This is a genomic window from Streptomyces sp. NRRL F-5126 (genome assembly GCF_000721265.1).
Taxonomy (GTDB): Bacteria; Actinomycetota; Actinomycetes; order Streptomycetales; family Streptomycetaceae; genus Streptomyces.
Genome location: NZ_JOFZ01000004.1, coordinates 277,152 through 298,898, shown reverse-complemented (window position 1 = coordinate 298,898; position 21,747 = coordinate 277,152). Strand labels below are relative to the sequence as shown.

Genomic DNA, 21,747 nt, shown 5'->3' with positions numbered 1-21,747 from the left:
GCCGCGCTCCTGCCCCGGCTGCCGCCCCCGGACGCGTATATTACTCACCAGTAAGCAACATGTTCACCCAGCTCCTGCCCGCTGAGCAAGCGCTTGGAACTGTGACCTCAGTCGCGTGCCGCACCGAGGGAGTGGAAGCCGCCCTGGTGGTAAAGGAGGGGGCGGCCCGCGCCGGCCGGATCGCCTTCGACGACACGCGCGACGACGATCCTGTGGTCGCCCGCGGGTATGCGCGCCTCGATGCGGCACACCAGCCAGGCCAGCACGCCGTCGAGCAGCGGAACGCCCTCGGGCCCAGGACCCCACGAGGTCGGCGGCGCGAAACGGTCGGCGCCGCTGCGCGCGAAGGTCGCCGCCAGTTCGCGCTGGTGCTCCCCGAGTACATGCACCCCCACGTGCCCGGCCTCGGAAAGCACCGGCCAGCACGACGAGGAGGACGACACGCCGAAGGAGACCATGGGCGGGTCGGCCGCGACGGACGTGAGGGACGTGGCGGTGAAGCCGACCGGTCGCGCGCCGCACGCGGTGATCACGGCCACCCCGGCCGCGTGGCGGCGGAAGGCCGAGCGGAGGAGGTCGGGAGAGGCCGGCTCCCCCGAGCGCTGCGTGGAGACGGCTCCGACGCCGTAGCCCGTCGTCACCTGACCGCCTCGCCCAGCGCGGCGATCACATCGGCCTTGCGCGGCAGGCCCGACGCCCTGCGCACGATGCGGCCCTCGGCGTCGAGCACCAGCACCGTCGGCGTCGAGCGCACGTCCAGATCACGGACGAGGCCGAGGCGCGCCTCCGCGTCGACCTCCACGTGGGCGACCCCCTCGACCATGCGGGTGACCTCCGCCAGCGTGCGCCGGGCGGCCGCGCACGGGCGGCAGAAGGCGCTGGAGAAGTGCACGAGCGTGGCGCGTTCCCCGAGGTCGGCGCCGAGTTCCGCGGCGCCGAGCGACCGTACGCCGTACTGCCCGTCCACCTGTGGCCTCCCGCCCGAAGTCGTCGTCCCGCTGCCCGCACCCGGACGGCGGTCTCCTACCCACCGAGCCGCAGCGCGCACGCTGCCTGCGATTATTCCGTGTAAGGGGCAGTCATGGGGCCGACGTGACAAGGATCTCCCGCCCCGCGGCCGGGGAGGCTGGTCAAGGCCCCGCCCATCGGGCACGATCGGCCCGAACCGAACACAGAAGGGTCCCCACCAGATGCCAGAGCTCGTCTATCGGCCGGTCATCGGCTTCGTCCGGTCGGTTTTCGCTGCGCTGGACGTCAAGATCGATCTCCAGGGCAGCGAGAATCTTCCGCGCAGCGGCGGCGCCGTGCTGGTCAGCAACCACATCAGCTACCTGGACTTCGTCTTCGCGGGCCTGACGGCGCTGCCGCAGAAGCGGCTGGTGCGCTTCATGGCCAAGGAGTCGGTCTTCCGGCACAGGGTGTCGGGGCCGCTGATGCGCGGCATGAAGCACATCCCCGTCGACCGCGACGAGGGCGAGAAGGCGTACGCCGACGCCCTGGCGAGACTCCGCTCCGGGGAGATCGTCGGGATCTTCCCCGAGTCGACCATCTCGACGTCGTTCACCCTGAAGAGCTTCAAGACCGGTGCCGTACGGCTGGCCCAGGAGGCGGGGGTGCCGCTTGTCCCGATGGCACTGTGGGGTTCCCAGCGGCTGTGGACCAAGGGCAGGCCGCGCAATTTCAGGCGCAGCCACATCCCGGTGACCGTTCGGGTCGGCGAGCGCGTGCAGGCCCCGGCGGGCCAGTACGCGGGGCCGATCACCCGCCGGCTGCGCGAGCGGGTGCAGGAGCTGCTGGAGGCGGCGCAGCGCGCCTATCCGGCGCGGCCGAAGGACGCGGCCGACTCCTGGTGGCTCCCGGCACACCTGGGCGGCACGGCGCCGACCGCGGCGGAGGCGCGCCAGGCCGGGGCCTGAGCGAACACGAAGGCGCCGGGGACGGGGCGCTCCCCCGATCCCCGGCGCCGTGGTCACACCGTGCGGGCCGACTCCTCCTTGAGCGCCTGCACGAAGGCGTCGACGTCCTCCTCGGTGGTGTCGAACGAGCACATCCAGCGCACCTCGACCCTCGGGCCGGTCTCGTTCCAGAAGTAGAACCTGACGCGCTTTTGCAGCCGCTCCGCCACATCGCGCGGCAGCCGCGCGAACACGCCGTTGGACTCGACCGGGTAGATGATCTCCACGCCGTCGACGCCGCGCGCCCCGCCGGCGAGGCGCCGCGCCATCGCGTTGCCGTGTCGCGCGCCGCGCAGCCACAGGTCGCCCGCCAGCAGCGCTTCGAGCTGCACGGACACGAACCGCATCTTCGACGGGAGTTGCAGCGACAGCTTGCGCAGCCGCTTGACGGCACGCGCCGCGTCCGGGTTGAGCACGATCACGGCCTCGCCGAAGAGCATGCCGTTCTTCGTGCCGCCGAAGGAGACCACGTCGACGCCCGCGTCGGTCGTGAACTCCCGCACGGGCACGTCGAGCGCGGCTGCCGCGTTGGCGATGCGGGCGCCGTCCAGGTGGACCGCCATGCCGTGCCGGTGCGCGTGCTCGCACAGCGCCCTGATCTCCTCGGGCGTGTACAGGGTGCCCAGTTCCGTGGACTGGGTGATCGACACGACCTGGGGCATGGCGCGGTGCTCGTCGTCGAAGCCGAACGCCTGCAAGTCGACGAGGCTCGGCGTGAGCTTGCCGTCCGGCGTCGCGACGGTGAGCAGCTTCAGCGCGCCCACCCGCTCGGGCGCCCCGCCCTCGTCGGTGTTGATGTGGGCGCTCTCGGCACAGATCACACCGCCCCAGCGGTCCACCATGGCCTGGAGGGCCACGACGTTGGAGCCCGTGCCGTTGAAGACGGGGAAGGTCTCGGCGCGCTGCCCGAAGTGGCCCCGTACGACGTCCTGGAGGTGGGCGGTGTACTCGTCCTCGCCGTACGCGATCTGGTGCCCGCCGTTGGCCAGGGCGAGCGCCGCCAGCACCTCGGGGTGGGCGCCCGCGTAGTTGTCGCTGGCGAAGCCGCGCGCCGCCGGGTCGTGGTGGCGGCTCGCGTCGGTCGCCGCGCCGGGCGTCGGGTTCAGGGTCGGTTCGGTTCGGGCGTCAGCCACAGACGGTGTCCATTCACTTCCTGCGCGGGCCGGTCCCAGAGCCCGGCGATGGCCTCGGCCAGGTCCTTGACGTCCGTGAAGCCCGCGAACTTCGCATCGGGGCGCTCGGCGCGCATCGCGTCGTGCACCAGTGCCTTGATCACCAGGATCGCAGCCGCCGCCCTGGGCTCGGCGTCGCCCCCCGCCTTCGCGGCCTTGCGGAACGAGTCGCCGAGGGCGAGCGTCCACGCCTCCGCCGCGGCCTTGGCCGCGCCGTACGCGGCGTTGCCCGCGGTGGGTTTCGTCGCGCCGGCGGCGCTGACGATCGCGAACCTGCCGCGGCCGCTGCGCAGCAGCGCGTCGTGGAAGGCGAGGCTGGTGTGCTGCGCCGTGCGGATCAGCAGCTTCTCCAGCAGGTCCCAGTCGGCGAGGTCGGTAGCGGCGAACGACTTGCTGCCGCGCCAGCCGCCGACGAGGTGCACGACGCCGTCGACCGCGCCGTGCTCCTTCTCCAGGCGGTCGGCCCAGGCGCGTGCCGCGGCGGCGTCGAGCAGGTCGACGGTCTCGCCTGTGACCTTGGCGCTGCCCGCGTACGCGGCCGCGTCGACGACCTCCTTCAGGCGTGCGGCGTCGGCGTCCGCCGCGGCGACCGTGGCGCCCGCGGCGGCGAGCCGCAGCACGGCCGCCCGCCCCGCGGGGCCCGCGGCACCGGCCACGGCGATCACCATGCCGTCGAGTACCGGACCTCCGGCGGCTGTGTCCATCGCGCTGTCCTCTCCCGGATCGCTTCCCCGGCCGCTCACGCCGCGGCCCGCTCGCCGCTCGCGGAGTGCCCGGCCACGTTCGGCGTGATGCCCTTGGTGGAGGCGACGACCTTCTTCAGCTTCTTCGCGAGGGCCTCGTAGAACATGCTGAGCGGAAACTCGTCGGGCAGCACGTCGTCCACGAGCTTGCGCGGCGGCAGCGTCAGGTCGAGGGCGTCGGGGCCCTTGTTCCACTTGGACCCGGGATGCGGGGAGAGGTAGGTGGACACCAGGTCGTACGCGGCGAACCAGTGGACGATCTTGGGCCGGTCGATGCCCTGGCGGTAGAGGTCCTCGATCTCGGTGCAGAGCTTCTTGGTCACCTCGGGGGCGCGGTCCCAGTCGATGCGCAGCGTGTTGTCCGTCCAGCGCACCACGTCGTGCTTGTGCAGGTAGGCGAAGAGCAACTGCCCGCCAAGCCCGTCGTAGTTCTTGACGCGGGAGCCGGTGACCGGGAATCGGAACAGCCGGTCGAAGAGCATCGCGATCTGCACGTCGCGGCCCTGCGGGAGCCCGTCGGCCTCAAGACCCACCGCCTCGCGGAACGCGTTGAGGTCACAGCGCAGCTCCTCCAGGCCGTACATCCAGAACGGCTGGCGCTGCTTGATCATGAAGGGGTCGAACGGGAGGTCGCCGTGGCTGTGCGTGCGGTCGTGGATCATGTCCCACAGCACGAACGCCTCCATGCAGCGCTGCTGGTCGTCCAGCATGGCGCGCACGTCCTCCGGCAGTTCGACGCCGAGCAGGTCGACGGCCGCGCCGGCGACCCGGCGGAAGCGCGCGGCCTCGCGGTCGCAGAAGATGCCGCCCCAGCTGAAGCGCTCGGGCACCTCGCGCACGGCGATCGTCTCGGGGAAGAACACCGCGGAGTTGGTGTCGTACCCGGCGGTGAAGCCCTCGAAGGTGATGCCGCAGAACAGCGGGTTGTCGTAGCGGGTGCGCTCGAGCTCGGCCAGCCAGTCGGGCCAGACCATGCGCAGCACGACGGCTTCGAGGTTGCGGTCGGGGTTGCCGTTCTGCGTGTACATGGGGAAGACGGCCAGGTGCTGGAGGCCGTCGGCGCGGTGGGCGGCGGGCTGGAAGGCCAGCAGCGAGTCGAGGAAGTCCGGTACGGCGAAGCCGCCGTCGGCCCACGCGCGCAGGTCGGCGACGAGCGCCGCGTGGTACCCGGCGTCGTGCGGCAGGAGGGGCGAGAGCTTCTCCACGGCGCTGATGACGCGCCGGAGCGCGGCGCCGGCCTCCTCGCGGGTGGGGGCGCCATCGGCCTCGAAGTCGATGGAGCCGTCCGCGGCCTGCCAGGGCCTGATCTCCTCGACGGCGCTCTTGAGCTCGGGCCACGCCGGGTGTTCGACCACCCTGTCAGCGGCGGATGTAGTCGTCTGGGCGGCGTCCTGCTCAAGAATTTCCGTCATGTCACTTCCTCCACGGGAGAACCTCGCGTACAGACACCGTATAAGTGAGAGGTTCATCCCCACAAGGCGGGGGAGCGTGGATTATCGCGTCCAGAGGGGCATTCACCGATGATTTTACTGTCACAGGGCGGTTAGAAGCAGAGATTCGTGGGCACGATCCCGCTCGCGCAGGCTGAGCGCGCATCCGGACGGGGACACGGCTCCGGCAGCTCCTCCAGCACGCTCGGCGCCCGTTAGGCTGCCGGTCACGCCGCCGCTTCAGGGGCGCGGGGCGGATCCGCCGTCGACGGAAGCGAGAGAGCCGTGAGTTTTCCCACCATCGGTCACCGGGGCGTGATGGGCGTCGAGCCGGAGAACACCCTGCGGTCGTTCCGGCGGGCCGAACAGGCGGGTATGGACGCCATCGAGCTCGACCTCCACCTGAGCAAGGACGGCGCGCTGGTCGTCATGCACGACGCCGACGTGGACCGCACGACGGACGGCAGCGGCCCGATCGCGGAGCGCACACTCGCCGAACTCAGGGAGCTCGACGCGGGCGGGGGCGAGCGCGTGCCCGTGTTCGAGGAGGTGCTCGACGCGGTCGGCTCGCCGATCCAGGCGGAGATCAAGGACGTGGCAGCCGCCAGGGCGCTTGCCGAGGTGATCCACGCACGCTCGCTCGTGGAGCGGGTCGAGGTGTCGTCCTTCCACGACGAGGCGGTCGCCGAGATCGCGCGGCTCGTGCCCGGCGTGCGCACGGTGCTGATCGCGAGCCGCTGGGGCGCGGACGTGGTCGACCGGGCGAAGGCCGTGGGCGCGGGGACCCTGGCCCTCGGGATCCGCAGGGTGACCCTTGAGGTCGTGGAGAACGCACACGCGAACGGGGTGCGGGTCATCGGCTGGGTCGTCAACACCGAGGAGCGGCTGCGCCTCGCGCGTGCGCTCGGTCTCGACGGTGTGACGACCGACTTCCCCGAGATCCGCCGCGCCGCCCGCCTCAGCGGGTGACGGCCGCCCCGCCGCCCGCCTCGGCCGCGTCGCCGGGAAGCAGCGGCTTGACCAGCAGCTCGAACCTCAGGTCGTCCCTGGTGGGCACGCCGAACCGCTCGTCGCCGTACGGGAAGGGCGTCTCCACCCCCGTGCGGCGGTAGCCGCGCCGCTCGTACCAGGCGATCAGCTCCTCGCGCACGGTGATGACCGTCATCTGCATCTCCCGCGCGCCCAGTTCCTCCCGGGCGATCCGCTCCACGTCGGCGATGACGCGCCTGCCGATGCCGTCACCCTGCATCCCGGGACGCACGGCGAACATCCCGAAGTACGCGACGCCCGCTCCGCGTGCCTCCAGCTGGCAGCAGGCGACGAGCGCACCGCCGCGCTCGACCACGATCAGCCGGCTTCCCGGCGCCTCGATCACCTCGAGCACACCACGCGGGTCGGTGCGCCGGCCCCGCAGGATGTCGGCCTCCGTGGTCCAGCCGGTCCGGCTGGAGTCGCCCCGGTAGGCGGACTGCACGAGAGCGACCAGCGCCTCCACGTCGGCCGTGGTGGCGTCGCGGTAGGTGAGCCGCTCCGTCGGCCGCCGCGCGGTGTCCGCGGCGCCGGTCTCTGTCTCCATGGGGCGGTGTGCCTTCCTCGGGCGTGTGCACGGCGGGACGTCCGAGCCTAACGCGGGCCGCGCCTGCGGCCCTCGCCGAGGCGGCCGGGCGCGCTCAGCGGCTGCCGGGCCCTGGGCGGGTGGGCAGGCGGCCGAGGAGCTCGGCGCCCGCGCTCAGGTCGAACAGGCCGCCGTGTTCCGGCAGCTCGGCGCGGACCCGCACGTCAGGGTGGTAGCGGCGAAGGAGCTCGGCGGTAGGCAACGGCGACGAGGTGTCCGGCGCGGCGACGTTGACGACGTGGCAGCCGTCCGGGCCGGCCTCCAGGGCGCGGCGCACCGCCTCGGCCGCGTCCCTCGTGTCGAGCCAGCCCCACAGCTCCGCGGCGTTGCGCCCGCCCGGGTCGGCTGCGACGCGCTCGAAGTGGCGCGCGAGGCGCTCGCCCGTGCCGACGAACGGGAAGCGCATGCAGACGATGCCGGTCCCGTAGCGGCGGTGGGTGGCACGGGCGATCTCTTCCAGCGCCACCTTGGAAAGACCGTAGGGGTCCTGGACGACGAGGGGGTGTTGCTCGTCCACGGGCACGTAGCGCGGGGACTGCGGGGTCGGCGCCCAGGCGAGACCGAGGGCGGAGAGGCTGGAGGCGGCCACCACGCGGCGCACACCCGCACGGCCCGCACTGTCGAGCACGCGGTGTGCGGTGAGGCAGTTCGCGGCGAACAGCGCGCTGCCGTCGTCCACGTCGGGGTGCGGGATCGCGCCCAGGTGCACGACGGCCTCCACCCCGTCCATCGCAGCGGACACCAGTTCAGCGTCCCGCAGGTCCCCGATGTGCACGCGCGCCGGGCGGGGGTCGTCGACCGGGACCCGGTCGGTGGCGACGACCTCGTGTCCGGCGGCCAGGAGCGCGTCGAGGACGTGACCGCCGATGTGCCCGGCCGCGCCGGTCACCAGGACGCGCATCAGGCCGTCGCCGCCGCGCACGGGCTGCCGGCGCCAGCGGCGTGGGGACGGGGGTGGGAGACGGTCGACGGGATCACCACGATCGGAGCACCTGCCAGGAGGTTGTTGTGTGGGCCCATTCTGCGTCAGGGCGAGGGCGCAACTCCATCGTCGGCGGAAGAATTCGAACGGTTTCTCGGCGATACCCGGACGGATGAGAGTCGTCACGGTGCGGAAGTCGCCGCACGGGAAATGGTGTGTGAGTTGTTCCGCGAGAGACACGGAAATCGCCTGCCGGCCGCACCGGAAAACGCCGAATGCGGAACATCCGCCTCCCACTTGGACGAAATTCCCCGAAAGCCACTTCGGCACGGTCTACCTTCGGGACCGAGGTGCTTCGGACCGGAGGCATCGACCGCAACAGTAGGGGGAAGCAAAACATGCGCAAGATCGCGACGGCCGCCGCAGGACTGTCACTCGCCATGGGCGCGCTCGGGCTTGCCGTGGCGCCGAGCGCCGAGGCGGCGACGCCCTGCCCGTCGGGGGCAGTCTGCATCCGCGAGACGAACGGCACCATCCTGAACAGGAACATCTTCTACAGCTACGGCGCACACAACCTGTCCAACGTCATCGGCAAGCGCGTCATCGTCAACAATCAGACCGGCAACGCCGGCTTCAAGCTGTGCCGAGGCTACAACGGCGGCAGCCCCTGCACCGACGTGGAGCGCTACAGGGGCTCGTACGAGCCCTACAACATGACGCCGATCAACTCCGTGGTCCTCGTGAAGTAACCGGTAAGAAAGGCCGGTGAAGAGCCCGGGAGCCGCTGACGTGTTCAGCACTCCCGGGCCATACGGGTTTCACCGGCATTTCGCGTTTCTCCCGCGCATTGACGACCCTACGCGGCGAGCGCGGCAAAATGGCGTGCGCCGCCGAACACGCCCCTTGTGTTCCCGTGCGCCTGTATGCGCGCCGCTCTTGCCGGGCAACACCCCACTGAAGGTTCCGGGGGGAGGGGATGCGGCGTGCACGCACCACTGTTGGTGAGCTGGCTGATGGTCGCCGTGTGCGCCGCGTCCGGGTCGTACTGTCTGCTGCGCACGCGCGTGGCCGCCGGCGGCACGAGGGCGACGGCGCGTGGCGAGGCGCTGATGGGGTTCGGCATGGCCGCCATGGCACTCCCGGCCCTGGTGCGGGCGCCACCGCTCTGGGTGTGGGGCGCGTACGCCGTCGTCTTCGGCCTCGCGGCGCTGCGTGCGTGCGTGGCCGTGGCCGTGCGTGGGCGGTCCGCGGGGCACCACGCGCACCATCTGGTGGGGACGCTGGCCATGGTCTACATGTCCTTGGCCATGGGGTCCTTCCCGGCGGGCGCCGGCAGCCACGGTGCGATGGCCGGGATGGGCGCGGGCGAGGTGATGGCGCCGGCCGGGATGCCGGTGATGACGGGGGTGCTGCTGCTCTACTTCGCGGGTTACGTGCTGTGGGCGGGCTCCCGGCTGATACCGGGGATCGGGGCCGCGCCGGCGGGCGCGCCGGCGCCGGACGGAGTACGCGCGGTGAGGGGGGCTGCGGTGCGCGTCGCGGTCAGGCCCGAGGTCACACTGGCCTGCCGGCTCTCCATGAGCATGGCCATGCTGGCGATGCTGCTCACGCTCTGACGACGCTCTGCGTCTTCACCGGTTCGAGGGAGCCTCGTGCCGCGCCGGGTGACGGCCGCGATGCGGCCGACGGCCGGGACTGCGCGCCGACGGCCCCGAGGGAGGCGGGAGTTGCCTGGGCCGCCGCGGTGCCGGAGCGTGAGGGTGTCCTGCGTCACTTGGCGTCGGAGGCCGTATCCGGGGTGGCACGGTCCTCATAGGCTGGGGCCATGATGGTCTCGATAGCGCTGCTGCTGCTCGGGGCGCTCGCCGCCGTCGTGGCGCCGCGGCTGCTGTCGCGGGCCGACTGGCGGGAGCGTGAGCCGGTGGTCGCGCTGTGGGTCTGGCAGTGCGTCGTGGCCGCCGTTCTGCTCAGCTTTGCCCTGTCGATGGTCTTCAGCGCCGCCGCAGCGTGGGCGTCCGTCAGGGGCCATGTCTTCGTGGGCGCTCCGGCAGGCGTCGTGCGCGCGTACGCGCTGGGCGCCCACCGCCCGTGGGCGGCGATGCTCGCGATCGTGCTGGCGAGCGGCGGGTTGTGGACGGCCGCGATGCTGACGCGCGAGATCCACACGTCCCGGGAGCGGCGCAGGCAGCGCCGCAGGGAACTCCTCGTCCGCTCTCCCGTCCTGCCCGGCGAGGAGCCGGGCGAGGAGCCCCTGGTGGTCCTGGAGGGCGACAAGCCCGACGCCTGGTGGCTGCCGGGCGCCGCTCCCCGGCTGGTCATCACGACGGGGGCGCTGCGGCGCCTGAAGGGCCGCGGGCTCGACGCCGTCCTGGCGCACGAGCAGGGGCACGCGCGCGCCAGGCACGACTGGCTGCGGCACTGCTCGTGTGCGCTGGCCAACGGTTTCCCGCAGGTGCCCGTGTTCGCCGCGTTCCGCGACGAGATCCACCGGCTGGTGGAGCTGGCGGCGGACGACTCCGCATCGCGGCGTTACGGCCACCGCGCGATCGCGCTCGCCCTCGTCGAACTCAACGAGGAGCGCGGCGTGTTCGTCCCCGGGCACGGCACGGACACCGAGCTGCCGCAGCGGGTGGACCGGCTGCTGTCACCGGTGCCGAGGCTCGCCCCGGCCCGCAGGCTGCGGCTGACGGCCGCCGCGGCGCTGGTGCCCGCGGTGCCGCTGCTCGTGGCGCTGGTACCGGGGCTGCGCGCGCTCGGCTGACCTGCTCGGGCGGCGGTGCCGGGGCCGGTTGGCGCGAGCGTCGCCCGGTCGGCGAGTATCACCGTCATGCCCGTACCCCTCTCGGTCCCCGCCCGCACCGCCGTGCTGAGCGGCGCCGCGTTCGCTGTGGTCCTCGGCCTGGTGGTGGCGGGCTGGGGCCCTTTGGTCTCGTTCGACCGGTGGACCGCGGCCGGCCTGCACCACCGCGCGCTGTCGGATCCGGGGGTGACGCACGCCGCCGGAGTGCTCACGGACTGGGTGTGGGACCCCACGACGATGCGGCTGCTGACGGCCGCGTGCGTGGTCGTGCTGTGGCTGCGCGGCGCGCGGCTGCTCGCCGGGTGGCTGGTCGCGGCCACGCTGGTCGGCTGGGGTCTTGAGCAGCTGGTGAAGTCGGCGGTCGGGCGGCCGAGGCCGCACTGGCAGCACCCCGTGGATTCCGCGCACTTCGCGGCGTTCCCCTCGGGGCACGCGATGGCGGCGACGATCGCCGTCGGGCTGCTGCTGTGGGCGGCGCACCGCCAGGGCCTGGCCGGCGCGTGGTGGGCGGTGGCGCTGTCCGTGGCGGTCGTGTCGGCCCTCGGGGTGGGTCTGACCCGGCTGTGGCTCGGCGTGCACTGGGCGTCCGACGTGCTGGGGGGATGGCTGCTCGGCGTGTGCGTCGTCGCGCTGTCCGTCGTCTGTTCCGGCGCCTGTTCCGGGCGTTTGGCCTTGTACCGGGACCAGTGAGCCCGCGAGGATCGGTCCCATGACGTTCAAGGCAGTCCTCTTCGATTTCTCAGGGACCCTGTTCCGTATCGAGTCGGCCCGGTCGTGGCTGGACGCGACCCTCGCCCAGGCGGGCGTCGCCATGCCGTCCGACGACGTGCGGCGCAGCGCGATGCGGCTGGCCGTCGCCGGCGCGCTGCCCGGGGGTCCGCCGCCGGAGAGGGTGCCCGAGCACCTGGCGGGCGCGTGGGCGGTACGGGACAGGAGCGCGGCAGAGCACCGCGCCGCCTACACGGGCCTGGCCCGCGAGGCGCGGCTGCCGGACCCGGCGCTCTACGACGCGCTGTACGAGCGGCACATGACGCCCGACGCGTGGCGGCCCTACGCGGACGCCGCCGAAGTGCTCGGCGCCCTGCGGGGCGCGGGTATCGCGGTCGGCGTGGTCAGCAACATCGGGTGGGACCTGCGGCCGGTCTTCCGCGCCCACGGGCTCGACGCGCTGGTGAACGCGTACGTCCTGTCCTTCGAGCACGGGGTGCAGAAGCCGGACGCGCGCCTGTTCCAGACGGCGTGCGACGAGCTCGGCCAGGACCCGCACGACGTGCTGATGGTGGGCGACAGCAGGGAAGCGGACGGCGGCGCCTCGGCGCTCGGCTGCGAGGTCTTCTTCGTGGACCACCTGCCGGTCGAGGAGCGCCCGGCGGGGCTGCGGCCCGTGCTGGCGCTCGCGGGCCCCGGCTCCGCTCCGTAGGAGGGGTTCCACGCCCCGGGAGGGCGGGGCGTGGAAGCGCGCATGGCATGCGAAAGCGTCCGCCTTGGACGATCCCCCGCGTCGCCCAAGGCGGACGAAACCCGCCGACCAGGGCCTCAAGGGCCTGCGGCAAGTCGCATTGAGTATACTGGCTAAGAGCCAGTCAACGCAGGAGTAAGCATGTCCCCGCGAAGCGCAGAGGTCAATGAGGAGCTCCGTCGACGCTCGCGCGAGCGGCTGCTCGACGCCACCGTCGAGCTGGTCGCGGAGGCGGGGTACGAAGCGACGACGCTGGCGGACATCGCCGACCGGGCCGGCTCCGCGCGCGGCCTCGTGTCGTACTACTTCCCCGGGAAGCGGCAGCTCCTGCAGTCGGCCGTCCACCGGCTCATGCACCGTGCCCTGCAAGCCGGTCTCGAGCGCGAGCCGCGCACGGACGACGGACCCGAGCTGATGGCCCGGGCCATCGACGCGATCCTCGGGCTCACGGTCTCCCACCCGACGCTGATGCGCACGCACATGGCGGGGATCCTGCAGGCCGAGGGGTTCGTGCGGTGCCCCGAGCAGCAGCGTCTCGCGCAGTTGCTGCACGAGACGGTCGAGCGGTACGGCTCACCCGACCCGGACGCGGACTACCCGCTGCTGCGGGCACAGTTGATGGGCTCGGTATTCGCGATACTGATGCCGGGCGCGCCGATGCCGCTGCCGCGCCTGCGGGCCGACCTCTTCCAGCGCTACGGACTCGACTGGCGGCTCGGTGTCCCGCCGGGCGATGAACCGCCGGGCGGCGCCGGGTTCGTGGCTCTCGCGCGCGGCTGAGCGGCCGCGCGACCAGGTCCGAGCCCCCGCCGCGCGGCCGGGGCTCAGGCCTTCCGCCTGCGGGAGGGCAGGTGACCCGCGTCGCGCGCGCCCGCGATGAGCCGGAGGGTGCGGCGCCTGCCGAAACCCGTCGCGGCCATCACGGCGAGCACCGGGTCCTCACCACGCGACTGGGCGGCGCGGTACGCGTCCACGACGTCCCCGCGCCTGCCGCCCCGCCGGCCGGCGGCGCCGTGGCCGCGGTGGCGGCCTCCCGCCGCCGCGGCCACGGCGGGCGCGGCGGACGGCGGCGCGTCGCCGTCCACGGGGCCGTCGGCGGCGGCGAGCGGCTGAACCTGCTCCTCGGGGGCAGGGCCGATCGGCGACGCCACGGGAGCCACCTGAGTGGCCGGTTCCGGCGCGATGGCCGGTGACGGTGGTGCGGGCGGCGCCGTCCGCACAGTGGAGTCGTAGGCGGACGCCGGGGCCATGACGGACGCGCACGCCGCCTCCAGCGGGCCGTGCAGGGCCGACGACAGGGCGCCGAGGGAGGCGAGGGGCAGCGGAGGGTCGGCCTGTGCGTCCTCGATGGCGATCGTGTCGCCCCGCACCACCGCGAGCACGTCCACGCGTGCGCCGTCCGGCAGCGTGAGGCGGACGTCGAGCCAGGGCGGGCGCGCTTCGCGGCCGGCTCCCGTCACGGTGCCGTACCCCTGGACTTCCCAGACGGGCAGGCCCTGCGCGGTGAACTCATCACACGCCTTGGCGGTCATCAGCTTGTGTTCCGGCACATTCACAACTTAATCAGGCAATCCGCCCTTATGGTCATGGCGCGCCGCACGCCACCCGAGCAGGCCGTCATCGTGCGGGGAATCTTTCCGCGGCACGCGGCGTCGTACGACAGGAACCGTACAAACGCATGACCTTTTCGCAGTGATTGGAGCTCTCGTGAGCGCCCTCTTCGAGCCGTACACCCTGCGGTCGCTGACCATTCCCAACCGCGTGTGGATGGCTCCGATGTGCCAGTACTCGGCCGCGGCGACCGGCCGGGACGCGGGCGCCCCCGCCGACTGGCACTTCGCGCACATCGCGGCGCGCGCCACAGGCGGCACGGGGCTGGTCATCACGGAGGCGACGGCCGTGAGCCCCGAGGGCCGCATCAGCCCCTACGACCTCGGCATCTGGAACGACACCCAGGCCGAGGCGTTCCGGCGGATCACACGCTTCATCACCGAGCAGGGCGCGGTGCCCGGCATCCAGCTGGCGCACGCGGGCCGCAAGGCGAGCACCGACGCGCCCTGGAAGGGCGGCGGGCCGATCGCCGCACAGGACGGCGGCTGGGACGTCGTGGCGCCGAGCGCGCTGCCGTTCGCGGAGGGGCACCCGGTGCCCGCCGAGCTGACCACGCAGGGCATCGCCGAGATCGTCGGGCAGTTCGCCGACGCCGCCCGCAGGGCGCTGGCCGCCGGGTTCGAGGTGGCGGAGGTCCACGGCGCGCACGGCTACCTCATCCACCAGTTCCTCTCGCCCCACAGCAACCACCGCACGGACGCGTACGGCGGCTCGTTCGAGAACCGCACCAGGTTCGCGCTCGAGGTCGTCGACGCCGTGCGCGCCGTGTGGCCCGACGACCTGCCGGTGTTCTTCCGCATCTCGGCCACCGACTGGCTCGAACAGGGCGGCTGGACGCCCGAGGAGACCGTCAGGCTCGCGGACGAGCTGCTCGCGCACGGGGTGGACCTGATGGACGTGTCCACGGGAGGCAACGCCACCGGGGTGCGCATCCCGGTGCGCCCCGGCTACCAGGTGCCGTTCGCCGAGCGGATCAAGTCGGGTTCACGGATGCCCGTGGCGGCCGTCGGCCTGATCACCGAGCCCGAGCAGGCGGAGAAGATCCTCGCCAACGGCGAGGCGGACGCCGTCCTGCTGGCGCGCGAGCTGCTGCGCAACCCCTCCTGGGCGCAGCGCGCGGCAGCGGAACTCGGCGATGCGGCGCACGTGCCACCGCAGTACGAGCGCGCGTTCTGATATGACGCGCCGCGCTGTCGCCCCGTCGTCGCCCGCCGGTCGAGCGGCAGCGCCACCATGTCACCCCGGGACAGGCGTGGTCACGGCGCCGGGTAGGTGACCGTGCCGTCCGGATCCACGCGCGCAGCCGCGCCCCAGCCGCCCAGTTCATGGGCGCGCGGCTCGCCGGTTCCGAGGATGTGGAGCACTGTCCATCCGCGCGCGGTGAGCGTGTTCGCGATCAGGAGCCGGTGGCAGCGCCAGGGCACCGGCTCGGCGCACATCACGGCGACGCGGTGCCCGGCCGCCAGGGAGGTCAGGCGGTCGATGCCGCGTTCGTAGGCCGGGCCGAGCGTGTAGTCGGCGTAGTTCTTGAAGCTCGCGTTGCGCCATCCGGCGTTGATCGCGGGGTCCACGTCCTGCCGGCGCCGGCGGCCGCCCAGTTCCTCGCCCAGGTACGTGTAGGCGATGCCCGCACGCTCCAGCCAGCCGCGCATCGCGTCCGCCAGGAACTGCGGGCTCGCGCGCGAGCCCGGATGGGCGCGCACGTCCACCAGCGTGTCGATGCGCTGCGCGTCGAGCAGGCCGAGGAATTCCTGCTCCGGGCACGTCCAGTGCCCGATCGTCCAGATCTCGCGCTCCGTCCCGTGCATCGCGCCACTTCCCTCGGCAAGGCGTACGGCTCCCCCCACCGAGCCAAGCGTCCCGCCTCGCGGCGGGCTACCGCCACACGGGGCCGGGCCGCAGCGGCCGACTTCGCCCGGCCGGGCGGCGTCGGTGCGGGCGCCTTGCCCGCAGCGCGGAACGCGCGCACGAGGCGTCCCGCCTGGTCATGGCGCGACTCGGCGGGGACGGGCAGTCCGGCCGGCTCACCCGGGAGCGGGCGGAGCGGTCCGGCTCGGATCATCGCCCGAGACGCTCCGCACCAGCGGCGCGGCGGACGGGAGGCCGGTCAGGGCAGGCGCCAGTCCACCGGCTGCGCGCCCTGGCCAACGAGGTAGTCGTTGGCTCGGCTGAAGGGCCGCGAGCCGAAGAAGCCGCGGTCCGCCGACATGGGAGACGGGTGGGCGGACTCGACCGCCGGCAGGTCGCCCAGCAGGGGGCGCAGGTTGCGGGCGTCCCTGCCCCACAGGATCGACACGAGCGGCTTGCCGCGCGCCACGAGCGCGCGGATGGCCTGGTCGGTCACTTCCTCCCAGCCCTTGCCGCGGTGGGCGGCGGGCTTGCGGGGCGCCGTGGTCAGGGCCCTGTTGAGCAGCAGCACGCCCTGGCGGCTCCACGGCGTCAGGTCCCCGTTGGAGGGCCTCGGCAGGCCGAGGTCGGCGTGCAGTTCGCGGAAGATGTTCTCCAGGCTGCCCGGCAGCCTGGAGACCTCGGGCGCGACGGCGAAGCTGAGCCCGATGGGCATCCCCGGGGTCGGATACGGGTCCTGACCGACGATCAGGACCCGTACATCGTCGAAGGGTTGCTGGAAGGCGCGGAGCACGTCGGGTCCCGCGGGCAGGTACGTGCGGCCTGCCGCGATCTCGGCCCGCAGGAAGTCCCCCATCGCCGCGACGCGTCCCGACACGGGGCGCAGGGCCTCGGCCCAGCCGGGTTCCACCAGTTCGCTCAACGGTTGCGCTGTCACGGGCCGTCACCCTACCGGCTCACGGGGCCGCACCTCCCGGCCGCCCGTGGTCGCCGTCGCCCGGGCGGCGATAGGCTTCGCGCCGATCGTCGTCCGGCCCCGTCGCCACTCTGGAGAACACCCATGAGGTCGCGCAGTTGTTCACCCACAAGCAGGTGGCTGCCGTGAGCTGGGTGCTGGGCGTCGACTCCGGCGGCTCAGGGCTCAGGATCGCCCTGGGTTCGGCGGACGGTCGCGGCGCGGTACGCAGGGCCGGGCCCGTCACCACGGCGGGGCCGGTGCCGACGGGACCCGCGGGCATCGACGCGGGACGCCTGCTCGACGCGGTGGTGCCCGCCGCGCGCGCACTGCTGGCGGACGCGGGCGCCGACGGACGGGCGGACCAGGTGCTCGCGGCAGTCGCGGTGGGGGCGGCCGGCATGGCGACACTCGGCGGCGACCTGCGCGCGCGACTGCCCGGCGGCCTGCGGGACGCGCTGGGCGTGCGCAGGGTCGCGCTGGCGGCGGACGCGGTCACCGGCTACGCGGGAGCGCTCGGAGCGCGCCCGGGCGCCGTCGTCGCGGCCGGCACGGGCATGATCGCGCTCGGCACGGACCTCGCGCGGTGGCGCAGGGCCGACGGCTGGGGCCATCTGCTCGGTGACTGCGGTGGCGGCGCCTGGATCGGGCGTGCGGGCCTGGATGCGGCGATGCGCGCGTACGACGGACGACGCGGCGGTTCCGCCCTGCTGCTGGCGAGGGCCGAGGAGGCGCTGGGGCCCGCGCCGGAACTGCCCGGTCTGCTGTATCCGCGCACCGACAGGGCCGCCGTGCTCGCCTCGTTCGCCCCTGAGGTGGCCGCGTGCGCCGGCCGCGACCCCGTCGCGGCGGGGATCCTCTCAGCGGCGGCCGGGCACATCGCGGACGCCGCGGCGGCGGTCGCCCCGGCGTCCGGCGAGTGCCGCATCGCGCTGACCGGCGGCCTGTTCGGGATGGGCGAGCCGCTGCTCGCGCCGGTGCGTGCGGAGTTGGCGGAACGCGTCACGCGCGGGCACGTGGTGGAGCCCGAGGGCGACCCGCTCGCCGGCGCGCTCACCGTCGCCGCCGGGCTGGCGGCCGGCGAGCTGCCGCTGCCGCTGGACGCGCGGTTGCTGACGGTCGCCGGGCCGTGACGGCCGGACGGCGGGCCGAGGGCGCGGGGCCGCCGCGTGCACGCATACCGCGAGGCGCATAACCACAAAGCCACGTAAGCGGCAAATACGGACGGCTCGCCCCCGTACCGCCCCTACCCGAACAGCCCGACCCGTAAAACCAGTACCATTCGGCGCCATGAGCACCCCCACTGGGCCCGCACCCGGCCTGCCCGTACGAATGCCGCGCCCCCGCCAGTCGGGGCGCCACCGACGACCGGAAACCGTGGCCGCTCCCCAGGGCGCGCCCACGCTGGTCCTCGCCGTGCCCGGCGCACCGTCGGCGGCGGCGCGCTCCCTCGCCGACGAACTCGCCAGCATGACGCGCTCCGAGCTCCCCGGCCTCGAGGCCACCGCGGCCTTCCTGGAGGGCGACGACGCCGAGGACGGCGCGTACCCGACGGTCGGCGGCGTGGTGGCGCGGGCCGCCGCGCTGCGCGACGAGCGGTACGAACTGGCCAAGGTGGCCGGGCGGGACGTCCCGGAGCCCGAGGGCCCGGCCGCCGTGGTGGTGCCGCTGCTCGCGGGGCCCGACGAGTCGCTGGTCGCCCGGATACGGGAGGCCGCCGCGGGAAGCGGCGCCACGGCCGAGGTCACCGACGTGCTCGGACCGCACCCGCTGCTCGCCGAGGCGCTGCACGTGCGCCTGTCGGAGGCGGGTCTCTCGCGGGCCGACCGCGCGCGGCTGTTCACGGTCGCGACGGCGGCCGACGGCATCATCCTGGCCTCGGTGGGCGGCCAGGAGGCGGTGCAGACGGCCGGTATCACCGGCATGCTGCTCGCCGCGCGCCTCGCGGTTCCCGTGATGGCCGCCGCGCTGGACGAGGAGGGCGCGGTGTCGGCGGTGGCCCAGCAGCTGCGCGACGCGGGCGCCGCCCAACTGGCGCTCGCGCCCTACCTGGTCGGCCCCGAGCTGCCCGAGGGGCTGCTCGACGCGGCGGTCAAGGAAGCGGACTGCGCGGCGGCGGAGCCGCTCGGCGCCTACCCGGCGATCGGCAAGCTCGCGCTCGCGCGGTACGTCGCGGTGACGGGCATCGTTCCGCAGACCCAGGAGTCGCCCGCCCCCTGAGGCGCGGGGCCCGGGGGCTAGGCCCGATGGCGGGGCCGGGTGATACGGGCGGGGCGTCCGCGTCCCGCCCTGCGCCGCGGTCAGCCGAAGACGACGCAGACCGGGGCAGGCAGCTCCAGCGAGCCGCCCTTCACCGGGATGCCCGTCGCCGGGTCGACGTCGAACCAGGTCACGTCCCCGGAGCGCTCGTTCGCCGCGTAGAGGCGGCGTCCCGCCGGGTCGAGGGCGAGGTCGCGCGGCCAGTGGCCCCCGCACGGCACGGTCGTGACCAGTTCGGCATTCTCGGCCGACGGGTCGAGGGCGAGGACGGAGATCGAGTCGTGGCCCCGGTTGGCCACCCACACGAAGTGGCCCTCACGGTCCACGACGACCGCGGAGGCGGCGCTCTGCGCGGCGGCGATCCCGGCGGCGGGCAACAGCAGCGCCTCCCCCAGTGCCTCAAGCGTGCCGGCGTCGGCGTCCCAGCGGCACACCGTCAGGGACGGGTGCAGTTCGTGCACGACGTACGCGTGGCGGCCGTCCGGGTGGAAGGCGAGGTGGCGGGGTCCTCGGCCGCGCGTGAGCACCGTCTCGGAGTGCGGCGCGAGTTCGCCGGTCGCGGCGTCGAGGCGGCCGACGCGGACCGAGTCGGTGCCGAGGTCGACGGAGAGCACCCAGCGGCCGCTCGGGTCGGGCAGCACCTGGTGCGCGTGCGGGCCCTCCTGCCGGCCGGCGACCGGGCCGCTGCCCTCGTGGGCGTACACGCCGCTCGCCTCGCCCAGACGGCCGTCCGCGGCGACCGGCAGCACGGTGACGCTGCCGGACCCGTAGTTGGCCGTGAGCAGGTGGCCGGCCGCCAGCGACAGGTGGGCGGGCTCGGCCGCGTGCAGCGGCCTCGGCTCCCCCAGCTCGGCGAGCGTCCCGTCCGCGCCCACGCGGAAGGCGGCGGCATGCCCGTCGTCCGTCTCGGAGACGGCGTACAGGAGTGAGGCGTCGCCGTTCAGGGTCACGAACGACGGCTCGGGCACGGCGTCGAGCGCGGAGAGCACGGTCAGCGCGCCGGTGCGCGCGGCCACGTCCGCGACGACGATGCCACGGCCGCCCTCGCCCGTGTACGACCCGATGAAGGCGCGCCCGCCGCGTTGCTCGCTCACGCTCTACTCCCCTTGTCCGGTGTTGTCTCCCCGGTTGTCTCCCGGGTGGTTCCCGGCGGCGCACGGCTGCCGATGATCCGGTTTCGGCGACGGTAGCAGGCCGTCCGCCTCCGAACGCGCCTGGTGGCAGCGGCGGGCCCGTGCGCCGCACGGCCTTGGCATGCTGGACGCATGACTCCCGCGCACACCGCAGCCGTCCTGTTCGACCTGGACGGCACCCTGGTCGACACCGAACCGCTCTACTTCGAGGCGACCCGCCTGCTGCTGGCGCGGCACGGGGTGGCGGGCTTCACCTGGGAGGAGCACGCGGCCTTCATCGGGGTGGGGACGCGCGAGACGCTGGAGGTGCTGGCGGCACGCTTCGGCCTGGCCGCGCCCGTGGGCGCGCTGCTCGCCGAGGAGAACGCCCTGTACCTGGATCTGCTGCGGACGTCGACCGAGGTGTTCCCCGAGATGCGCGCGTTCGTGAAGTCGCTCGGCGCGGCGGGCGTCCCGATGGCGGTCGCGTCGGGCTCGTCGCGTGCGGCCATCGACGCGGCGCTAGCGCACAGCGGCCTCGCCGGGCTGTTCGCCGCCTCGGCGTCGGCCGAGGAGGTCGCGGCGGGCAAGCCTGAGCCCGACGTCTTCCTCGAGGCCGCACGCAGGCTGGGGGCCGAGCCGCGGGGGTGCGTGGTGGTCGAGGACTCGGCTCCCGGCGTGGCGGCGGCGCACGCGGCGGGCATGCGGTGCGTCGCGGTCCCTTCCGTGCCGGCCGCGCCCGGTGCCCCGCAGGCTGCGGAGTTCGAGGCGGCTGAGCTGCTGTTCCCGGGCGGGCAGGCGGAGTTCACGGCGGCGGCCGCGTACGCGTGGCTGATGGGATAGGGGCGGGCGGGCGCTCCACACAGTTGCCACCACACTGGACGCTCGTTACTGCTTGGTTGTTAGCCTTGTGCGTCAGAAATGAACAGACGAGGGGTGGCCGCGTGAGCGACGTCGAATACATGGCGCAGGAGATCTCCAGCCAGCCGGAGTGCTGGCGGCAGGCGGCCCGGCTCGCGGCGGACCCCTCCTGCCCGCTGCCGGCCCCGGGCCTGCGCGTCGCGGTCGTCGGGTGCGGCACGTCGTGGTTCATGGCGCAGGCGTACGCCGCGCTGCGCGAGGCGGCGGGCCTCGGCGAGACGGACGCGTTCACCGCGTCGGAGGCGCCGCTCTCCGGGCGCGGGTACGACGTACTCGTCGCGATCAGCCGCTCGGGCACCACGACGGAAGTACTGCGCCTGCTGGCCGGGGTGCGGGGCCGGACCAGGACGGTGGCGCTGATCGGTGACACGGCGTCGCCGATGGCGCAGGCGGCGGACGCCGTGGTGGCACTGCCGTTCGCGGACGAACGCTCCGTCGTGCAGACGCGGTTCGCGACGACGGCGCTCACGCTGCTGCGCGCGCACGCGGGCGTCGACGTGGCGGCGGCCGTGCGCGACGCGGAGCAGGCGCTGCGGGCGCCGGTCGAGGACGAGTGGGTGCGGGCCGAGCAGTTCACGTTCCTCGGCAGCGGCTGGACGTACGGGCTGGCCAACGAGGCCGCGCTCAAGATGCGGGAGGCTTCGCAGAGCTGGACGGAGTCGTACCCGGCCATGGAGTACCGGCACGGCCCGGTGGCGATCGCCGCTCCCGGGCGGATCACCTGGATGTTCGGCGCTCCTCCGGAGGGCCTGGCGGACGAAGTGGCCCGCACGGGCGCCCGGTTCGTGGCACACGGCCGCGACCCGCTCGCCGATCTCGTACTCGTGCAGCGGGTGGCGCTCGACCGGGCCAGGGCACGTGGTCTCGATCCGGACGAACCGCGTAATCTGACGCGGTCCGTCATCCTCGCGGAGGGCTGACGCACCGCGCTCCGGCCACCGAGGG

At 73.7% G+C, this 21,747-nt stretch carries 24 protein-coding genes; 13 read left to right on the top strand and 11 right to left on the bottom strand.

All coding sequences use genetic code 11. The annotated features are described in order from the left end of the window. Positions 1 to 107: 107 nt before the first annotated feature. Together IH48_RS0109825 and IH48_RS0109820 are read right to left on the bottom strand one after the other, a co-directional pair. A complete protein-coding gene (locus tag IH48_RS0109825; protein WP_030901933.1) occupies positions 108 to 641 on the bottom strand; it encodes a flavin reductase family protein in 534 nt (177 codons plus the stop codon). Beyond that, entirely contained in the window at positions 638 to 967 is a 330-nt protein-coding gene (locus tag IH48_RS0109820) for a TlpA family protein disulfide reductase (protein WP_030901930.1), read from the bottom strand. Before IH48_RS0109820 ends, IH48_RS0109825 begins: the two co-directional genes overlap by 4 nt. A 223-nt stretch (positions 968 to 1,190) precedes the next feature. On the opposite strand from IH48_RS0109820, the gene IH48_RS0109815 reads away from it, so the two are divergent. Next, positions 1,191 to 1,916: a lysophospholipid acyltransferase family protein gene (locus tag IH48_RS0109815; protein WP_030901928.1), complete on the top strand. Its 726-nt coding sequence runs from the start codon at positions 1,191 to 1,193 to the stop codon at positions 1,914 to 1,916. A 53-nt stretch (positions 1,917 to 1,969) separates the two neighbouring features. On the opposite strand, the gene IH48_RS0109810 is transcribed toward IH48_RS0109815, so the two are convergent. The 3 genes from IH48_RS0109810 to IH48_RS0109800 are packed head-to-tail and all read right to left on the bottom strand — an operon-like array spanning position 1,970 to position 5,282. After that, the gene (locus IH48_RS0109810) at positions 1,970 to 3,061 is read right to left on the bottom strand and encodes a threonine aldolase family protein (RefSeq protein ID WP_030901924.1); all 1,092 of its coding nucleotides are present in this window, start codon (positions 3,059 to 3,061) and stop codon (positions 1,970 to 1,972) included. Further along, complete coding sequence (locus IH48_RS0109805; protein WP_030901922.1) at positions 3,058 to 3,831, bottom strand: SDR family NAD(P)-dependent oxidoreductase; 774 nt, start codon at positions 3,829 to 3,831, stop codon at positions 3,058 to 3,060. Before IH48_RS0109805 ends, IH48_RS0109810 begins: the two co-directional genes overlap by 4 nt. A 35-nt stretch (positions 3,832 to 3,866) precedes the next feature. Beyond that, positions 3,867 to 5,282, bottom strand: a complete 1,416-nt coding sequence (locus tag IH48_RS0109800) for a DUF6421 family protein (RefSeq protein WP_030901920.1) — start codon at positions 5,280 to 5,282, stop codon at positions 3,867 to 3,869. A gap of 336 nt (positions 5,283 to 5,618) precedes the next feature. Between IH48_RS0109800 and IH48_RS0109795 the strand changes: the two genes are divergently transcribed. Further along, positions 5,619 to 6,269, top strand: coding sequence for a glycerophosphodiester phosphodiesterase (locus tag IH48_RS0109795; RefSeq protein WP_030901918.1), 651 nt, complete (start codon positions 5,619 to 5,621; stop codon positions 6,267 to 6,269). Here IH48_RS0109795 and IH48_RS0109790 read toward each other — a convergent pair. Continuing rightward, the gene (locus IH48_RS0109790; RefSeq protein ID WP_030901915.1) at positions 6,259 to 6,876 is read right to left on the bottom strand and encodes a GNAT family N-acetyltransferase; all 618 of its coding nucleotides are present in this window, start codon (positions 6,874 to 6,876) and stop codon (positions 6,259 to 6,261) included. The two genes, IH48_RS0109795 and IH48_RS0109790, sit on opposite strands and share 11 nt — an antisense overlap. A 94-nt stretch (positions 6,877 to 6,970) precedes the next feature. Further along, complete coding sequence (locus IH48_RS0109785; RefSeq protein WP_234434193.1) at positions 6,971 to 7,837, bottom strand: NAD-dependent epimerase/dehydratase family protein; 867 nt, start codon at positions 7,835 to 7,837, stop codon at positions 6,971 to 6,973. Positions 7,838 to 8,235: 398 nt separating this feature from the next. Here IH48_RS0109785 and IH48_RS0109780 point away from each other — a divergent pair, with 398 nt between their 5' ends. The 6 genes from IH48_RS0109780 (at position 8,236) to IH48_RS0109755 (ending at position 12,876) form a co-directional block, all read left to right on the top strand. Further along, a complete protein-coding gene (locus IH48_RS0109780) occupies positions 8,236 to 8,586 on the top strand; it encodes a hypothetical protein (RefSeq protein ID WP_030901910.1) in 351 nt (116 codons plus the stop codon). 234 nt (positions 8,587 to 8,820) lie between these two features. Next, on the top strand, positions 8,821 to 9,453 hold the full coding sequence (locus tag IH48_RS0109775; RefSeq protein WP_030901908.1) for a DUF5134 domain-containing protein: 633 nt from the start codon (positions 8,821 to 8,823) through the stop codon (positions 9,451 to 9,453). A 209-nt stretch (positions 9,454 to 9,662) separates the two neighbouring features. After that, complete coding sequence (locus tag IH48_RS0109770) at positions 9,663 to 10,598, top strand: M56 family metallopeptidase (protein WP_030901905.1); 936 nt, start codon at positions 9,663 to 9,665, stop codon at positions 10,596 to 10,598. A gap of 66 nt (positions 10,599 to 10,664) precedes the next feature. Further along, positions 10,665 to 11,327 carry a phosphatase PAP2 family protein gene (locus IH48_RS0109765; RefSeq protein WP_051839480.1) on the top strand — a complete coding sequence of 221 codons (663 nt, stop codon included), beginning with the start codon at positions 10,665 to 10,667 and terminating at the stop codon, positions 11,325 to 11,327. 19 nt (positions 11,328 to 11,346) lie between these two features. Next, positions 11,347 to 12,057: an HAD family hydrolase gene (locus tag IH48_RS0109760; protein WP_030901901.1), complete on the top strand. Its 711-nt coding sequence runs from the start codon at positions 11,347 to 11,349 to the stop codon at positions 12,055 to 12,057. 180 nt (positions 12,058 to 12,237) lie between these two features. After that, entirely contained in the window at positions 12,238 to 12,876 is a 639-nt protein-coding gene (locus IH48_RS0109755; protein WP_030901899.1) for a TetR/AcrR family transcriptional regulator, read from the top strand. Between the two features lie 44 nt (positions 12,877 to 12,920). On the opposite strand, the gene IH48_RS0109750 is transcribed toward IH48_RS0109755, so the two are convergent. Continuing rightward, positions 12,921 to 13,646, bottom strand: coding sequence for a DUF6214 family protein (locus IH48_RS0109750; RefSeq protein ID WP_158710272.1), 726 nt, complete (start codon positions 13,644 to 13,646; stop codon positions 12,921 to 12,923). 157 nt (positions 13,647 to 13,803) lie between these two features. Between IH48_RS0109750 and IH48_RS0109745 the strand changes: the two genes are divergently transcribed. Further along, complete coding sequence (locus IH48_RS0109745) at positions 13,804 to 14,883, top strand: NADH:flavin oxidoreductase/NADH oxidase (protein WP_030901894.1); 1,080 nt, start codon at positions 13,804 to 13,806, stop codon at positions 14,881 to 14,883. 80 nt (positions 14,884 to 14,963) lie between these two features. Here the strand turns inward: IH48_RS0109745 and IH48_RS0109740 are convergent, their stop codons facing one another. Both IH48_RS0109740 and IH48_RS0109735 read right to left on the bottom strand, forming a co-directional pair. After that, a complete protein-coding gene (locus tag IH48_RS0109740) occupies positions 14,964 to 15,515 on the bottom strand; it encodes a DUF488 family protein (RefSeq protein WP_030901892.1) in 552 nt (183 codons plus the stop codon). Between the two features lie 299 nt (positions 15,516 to 15,814). Beyond that, positions 15,815 to 16,492, bottom strand: a complete 678-nt coding sequence (locus IH48_RS0109735; protein ID WP_030901889.1) for a uracil-DNA glycosylase — start codon at positions 16,490 to 16,492, stop codon at positions 15,815 to 15,817. Between the two features lie 137 nt (positions 16,493 to 16,629). Between IH48_RS0109735 and IH48_RS0109730 the strand changes: the two genes are divergently transcribed. Next, positions 16,630 to 17,643, top strand: coding sequence for an N-acetylglucosamine kinase (locus IH48_RS0109730; protein WP_234434192.1), 1,014 nt, complete (start codon positions 16,630 to 16,632; stop codon positions 17,641 to 17,643). 157 nt (positions 17,644 to 17,800) lie between these two features. Beyond that, positions 17,801 to 18,730, top strand: coding sequence for a sirohydrochlorin chelatase (locus IH48_RS0109725; protein WP_078849591.1), 930 nt, complete (start codon positions 17,801 to 17,803; stop codon positions 18,728 to 18,730). An 80-nt stretch (positions 18,731 to 18,810) separates the two neighbouring features. Here the strand turns inward: IH48_RS0109725 and IH48_RS0109720 are convergent, their stop codons facing one another. Next, the gene (locus IH48_RS0109720; protein WP_030901869.1) at positions 18,811 to 19,863 is read right to left on the bottom strand and encodes a lactonase family protein; all 1,053 of its coding nucleotides are present in this window, start codon (positions 19,861 to 19,863) and stop codon (positions 18,811 to 18,813) included. 171 nt (positions 19,864 to 20,034) lie between these two features. Between IH48_RS0109720 and IH48_RS0109715 the strand changes: the two genes are divergently transcribed. After that, positions 20,035 to 20,724 carry an HAD family hydrolase gene (locus tag IH48_RS0109715; RefSeq protein WP_030901868.1) on the top strand — a complete coding sequence of 230 codons (690 nt, stop codon included), beginning with the start codon at positions 20,035 to 20,037 and terminating at the stop codon, positions 20,722 to 20,724. Between the two features lie 119 nt (positions 20,725 to 20,843). Next, the gene (locus IH48_RS0109710; RefSeq protein ID WP_420705468.1) at positions 20,844 to 21,722 is read left to right on the top strand and encodes an SIS domain-containing protein; all 879 of its coding nucleotides are present in this window, start codon (positions 20,844 to 20,846) and stop codon (positions 21,720 to 21,722) included. Positions 21,723 to 21,747 lie beyond the last annotated feature (25 nt).

Bases quoted from the DNA above. Each gene is read 5' to 3' on its own strand.
- IH48_RS0109815 (WP_030901928.1), top strand. From the start codon at position 1,191: ATGCCAGAGCTCGTCTATCGGCCGGTCATCGGCTTCGTCCGGTCGGTT.
- IH48_RS0109805 (WP_030901922.1), bottom strand. From the start codon at position 3,831: ATGGACACAGCCGCCGGAGGTCCGGTACTCGACGGCATGGTGATCGCC.
- IH48_RS0109800 (WP_030901920.1), bottom strand. From the start codon at position 5,282: ATGACGGAAATTCTTGAGCAGGACGCCGCCCAGACGACTACATCCGCC.
- IH48_RS0109795 (WP_030901918.1), top strand. From the start codon at position 5,619: ATGGGCGTCGAGCCGGAGAACACCCTGCGGTCGTTCCGGCGGGCCGAA.
- IH48_RS0109790 (WP_030901915.1), bottom strand. From the start codon at position 6,876: ATGGAGACAGAGACCGGCGCCGCGGACACCGCGCGGCGGCCGACGGAG.
- IH48_RS0109780 (WP_030901910.1), top strand. From the start codon at position 8,236: ATGCGCAAGATCGCGACGGCCGCCGCAGGACTGTCACTCGCCATGGGC.
- IH48_RS0109770 (WP_030901905.1), top strand. From the start codon at position 9,663: ATGATGGTCTCGATAGCGCTGCTGCTGCTCGGGGCGCTCGCCGCCGTC.
- IH48_RS0109765 (WP_051839480.1), top strand. From the start codon at position 10,665: ATGCCCGTACCCCTCTCGGTCCCCGCCCGCACCGCCGTGCTGAGCGGC.
- IH48_RS0109760 (WP_030901901.1), top strand. From the start codon at position 11,347: ATGACGTTCAAGGCAGTCCTCTTCGATTTCTCAGGGACCCTGTTCCGT.
- IH48_RS0109755 (WP_030901899.1), top strand. From the start codon at position 12,238: ATGTCCCCGCGAAGCGCAGAGGTCAATGAGGAGCTCCGTCGACGCTCG.
- IH48_RS0109740 (WP_030901892.1), bottom strand. From the start codon at position 15,515: ATGCACGGGACGGAGCGCGAGATCTGGACGATCGGGCACTGGACGTGC.
- IH48_RS0109725 (WP_078849591.1), top strand. From the start codon at position 17,801: ATGAGCACCCCCACTGGGCCCGCACCCGGCCTGCCCGTACGAATGCCG.
- IH48_RS0109715 (WP_030901868.1), top strand. From the start codon at position 20,035: ATGACTCCCGCGCACACCGCAGCCGTCCTGTTCGACCTGGACGGCACC.
- IH48_RS0109710 (WP_420705468.1), top strand. From the start codon at position 20,844: ATGGCGCAGGAGATCTCCAGCCAGCCGGAGTGCTGGCGGCAGGCGGCC.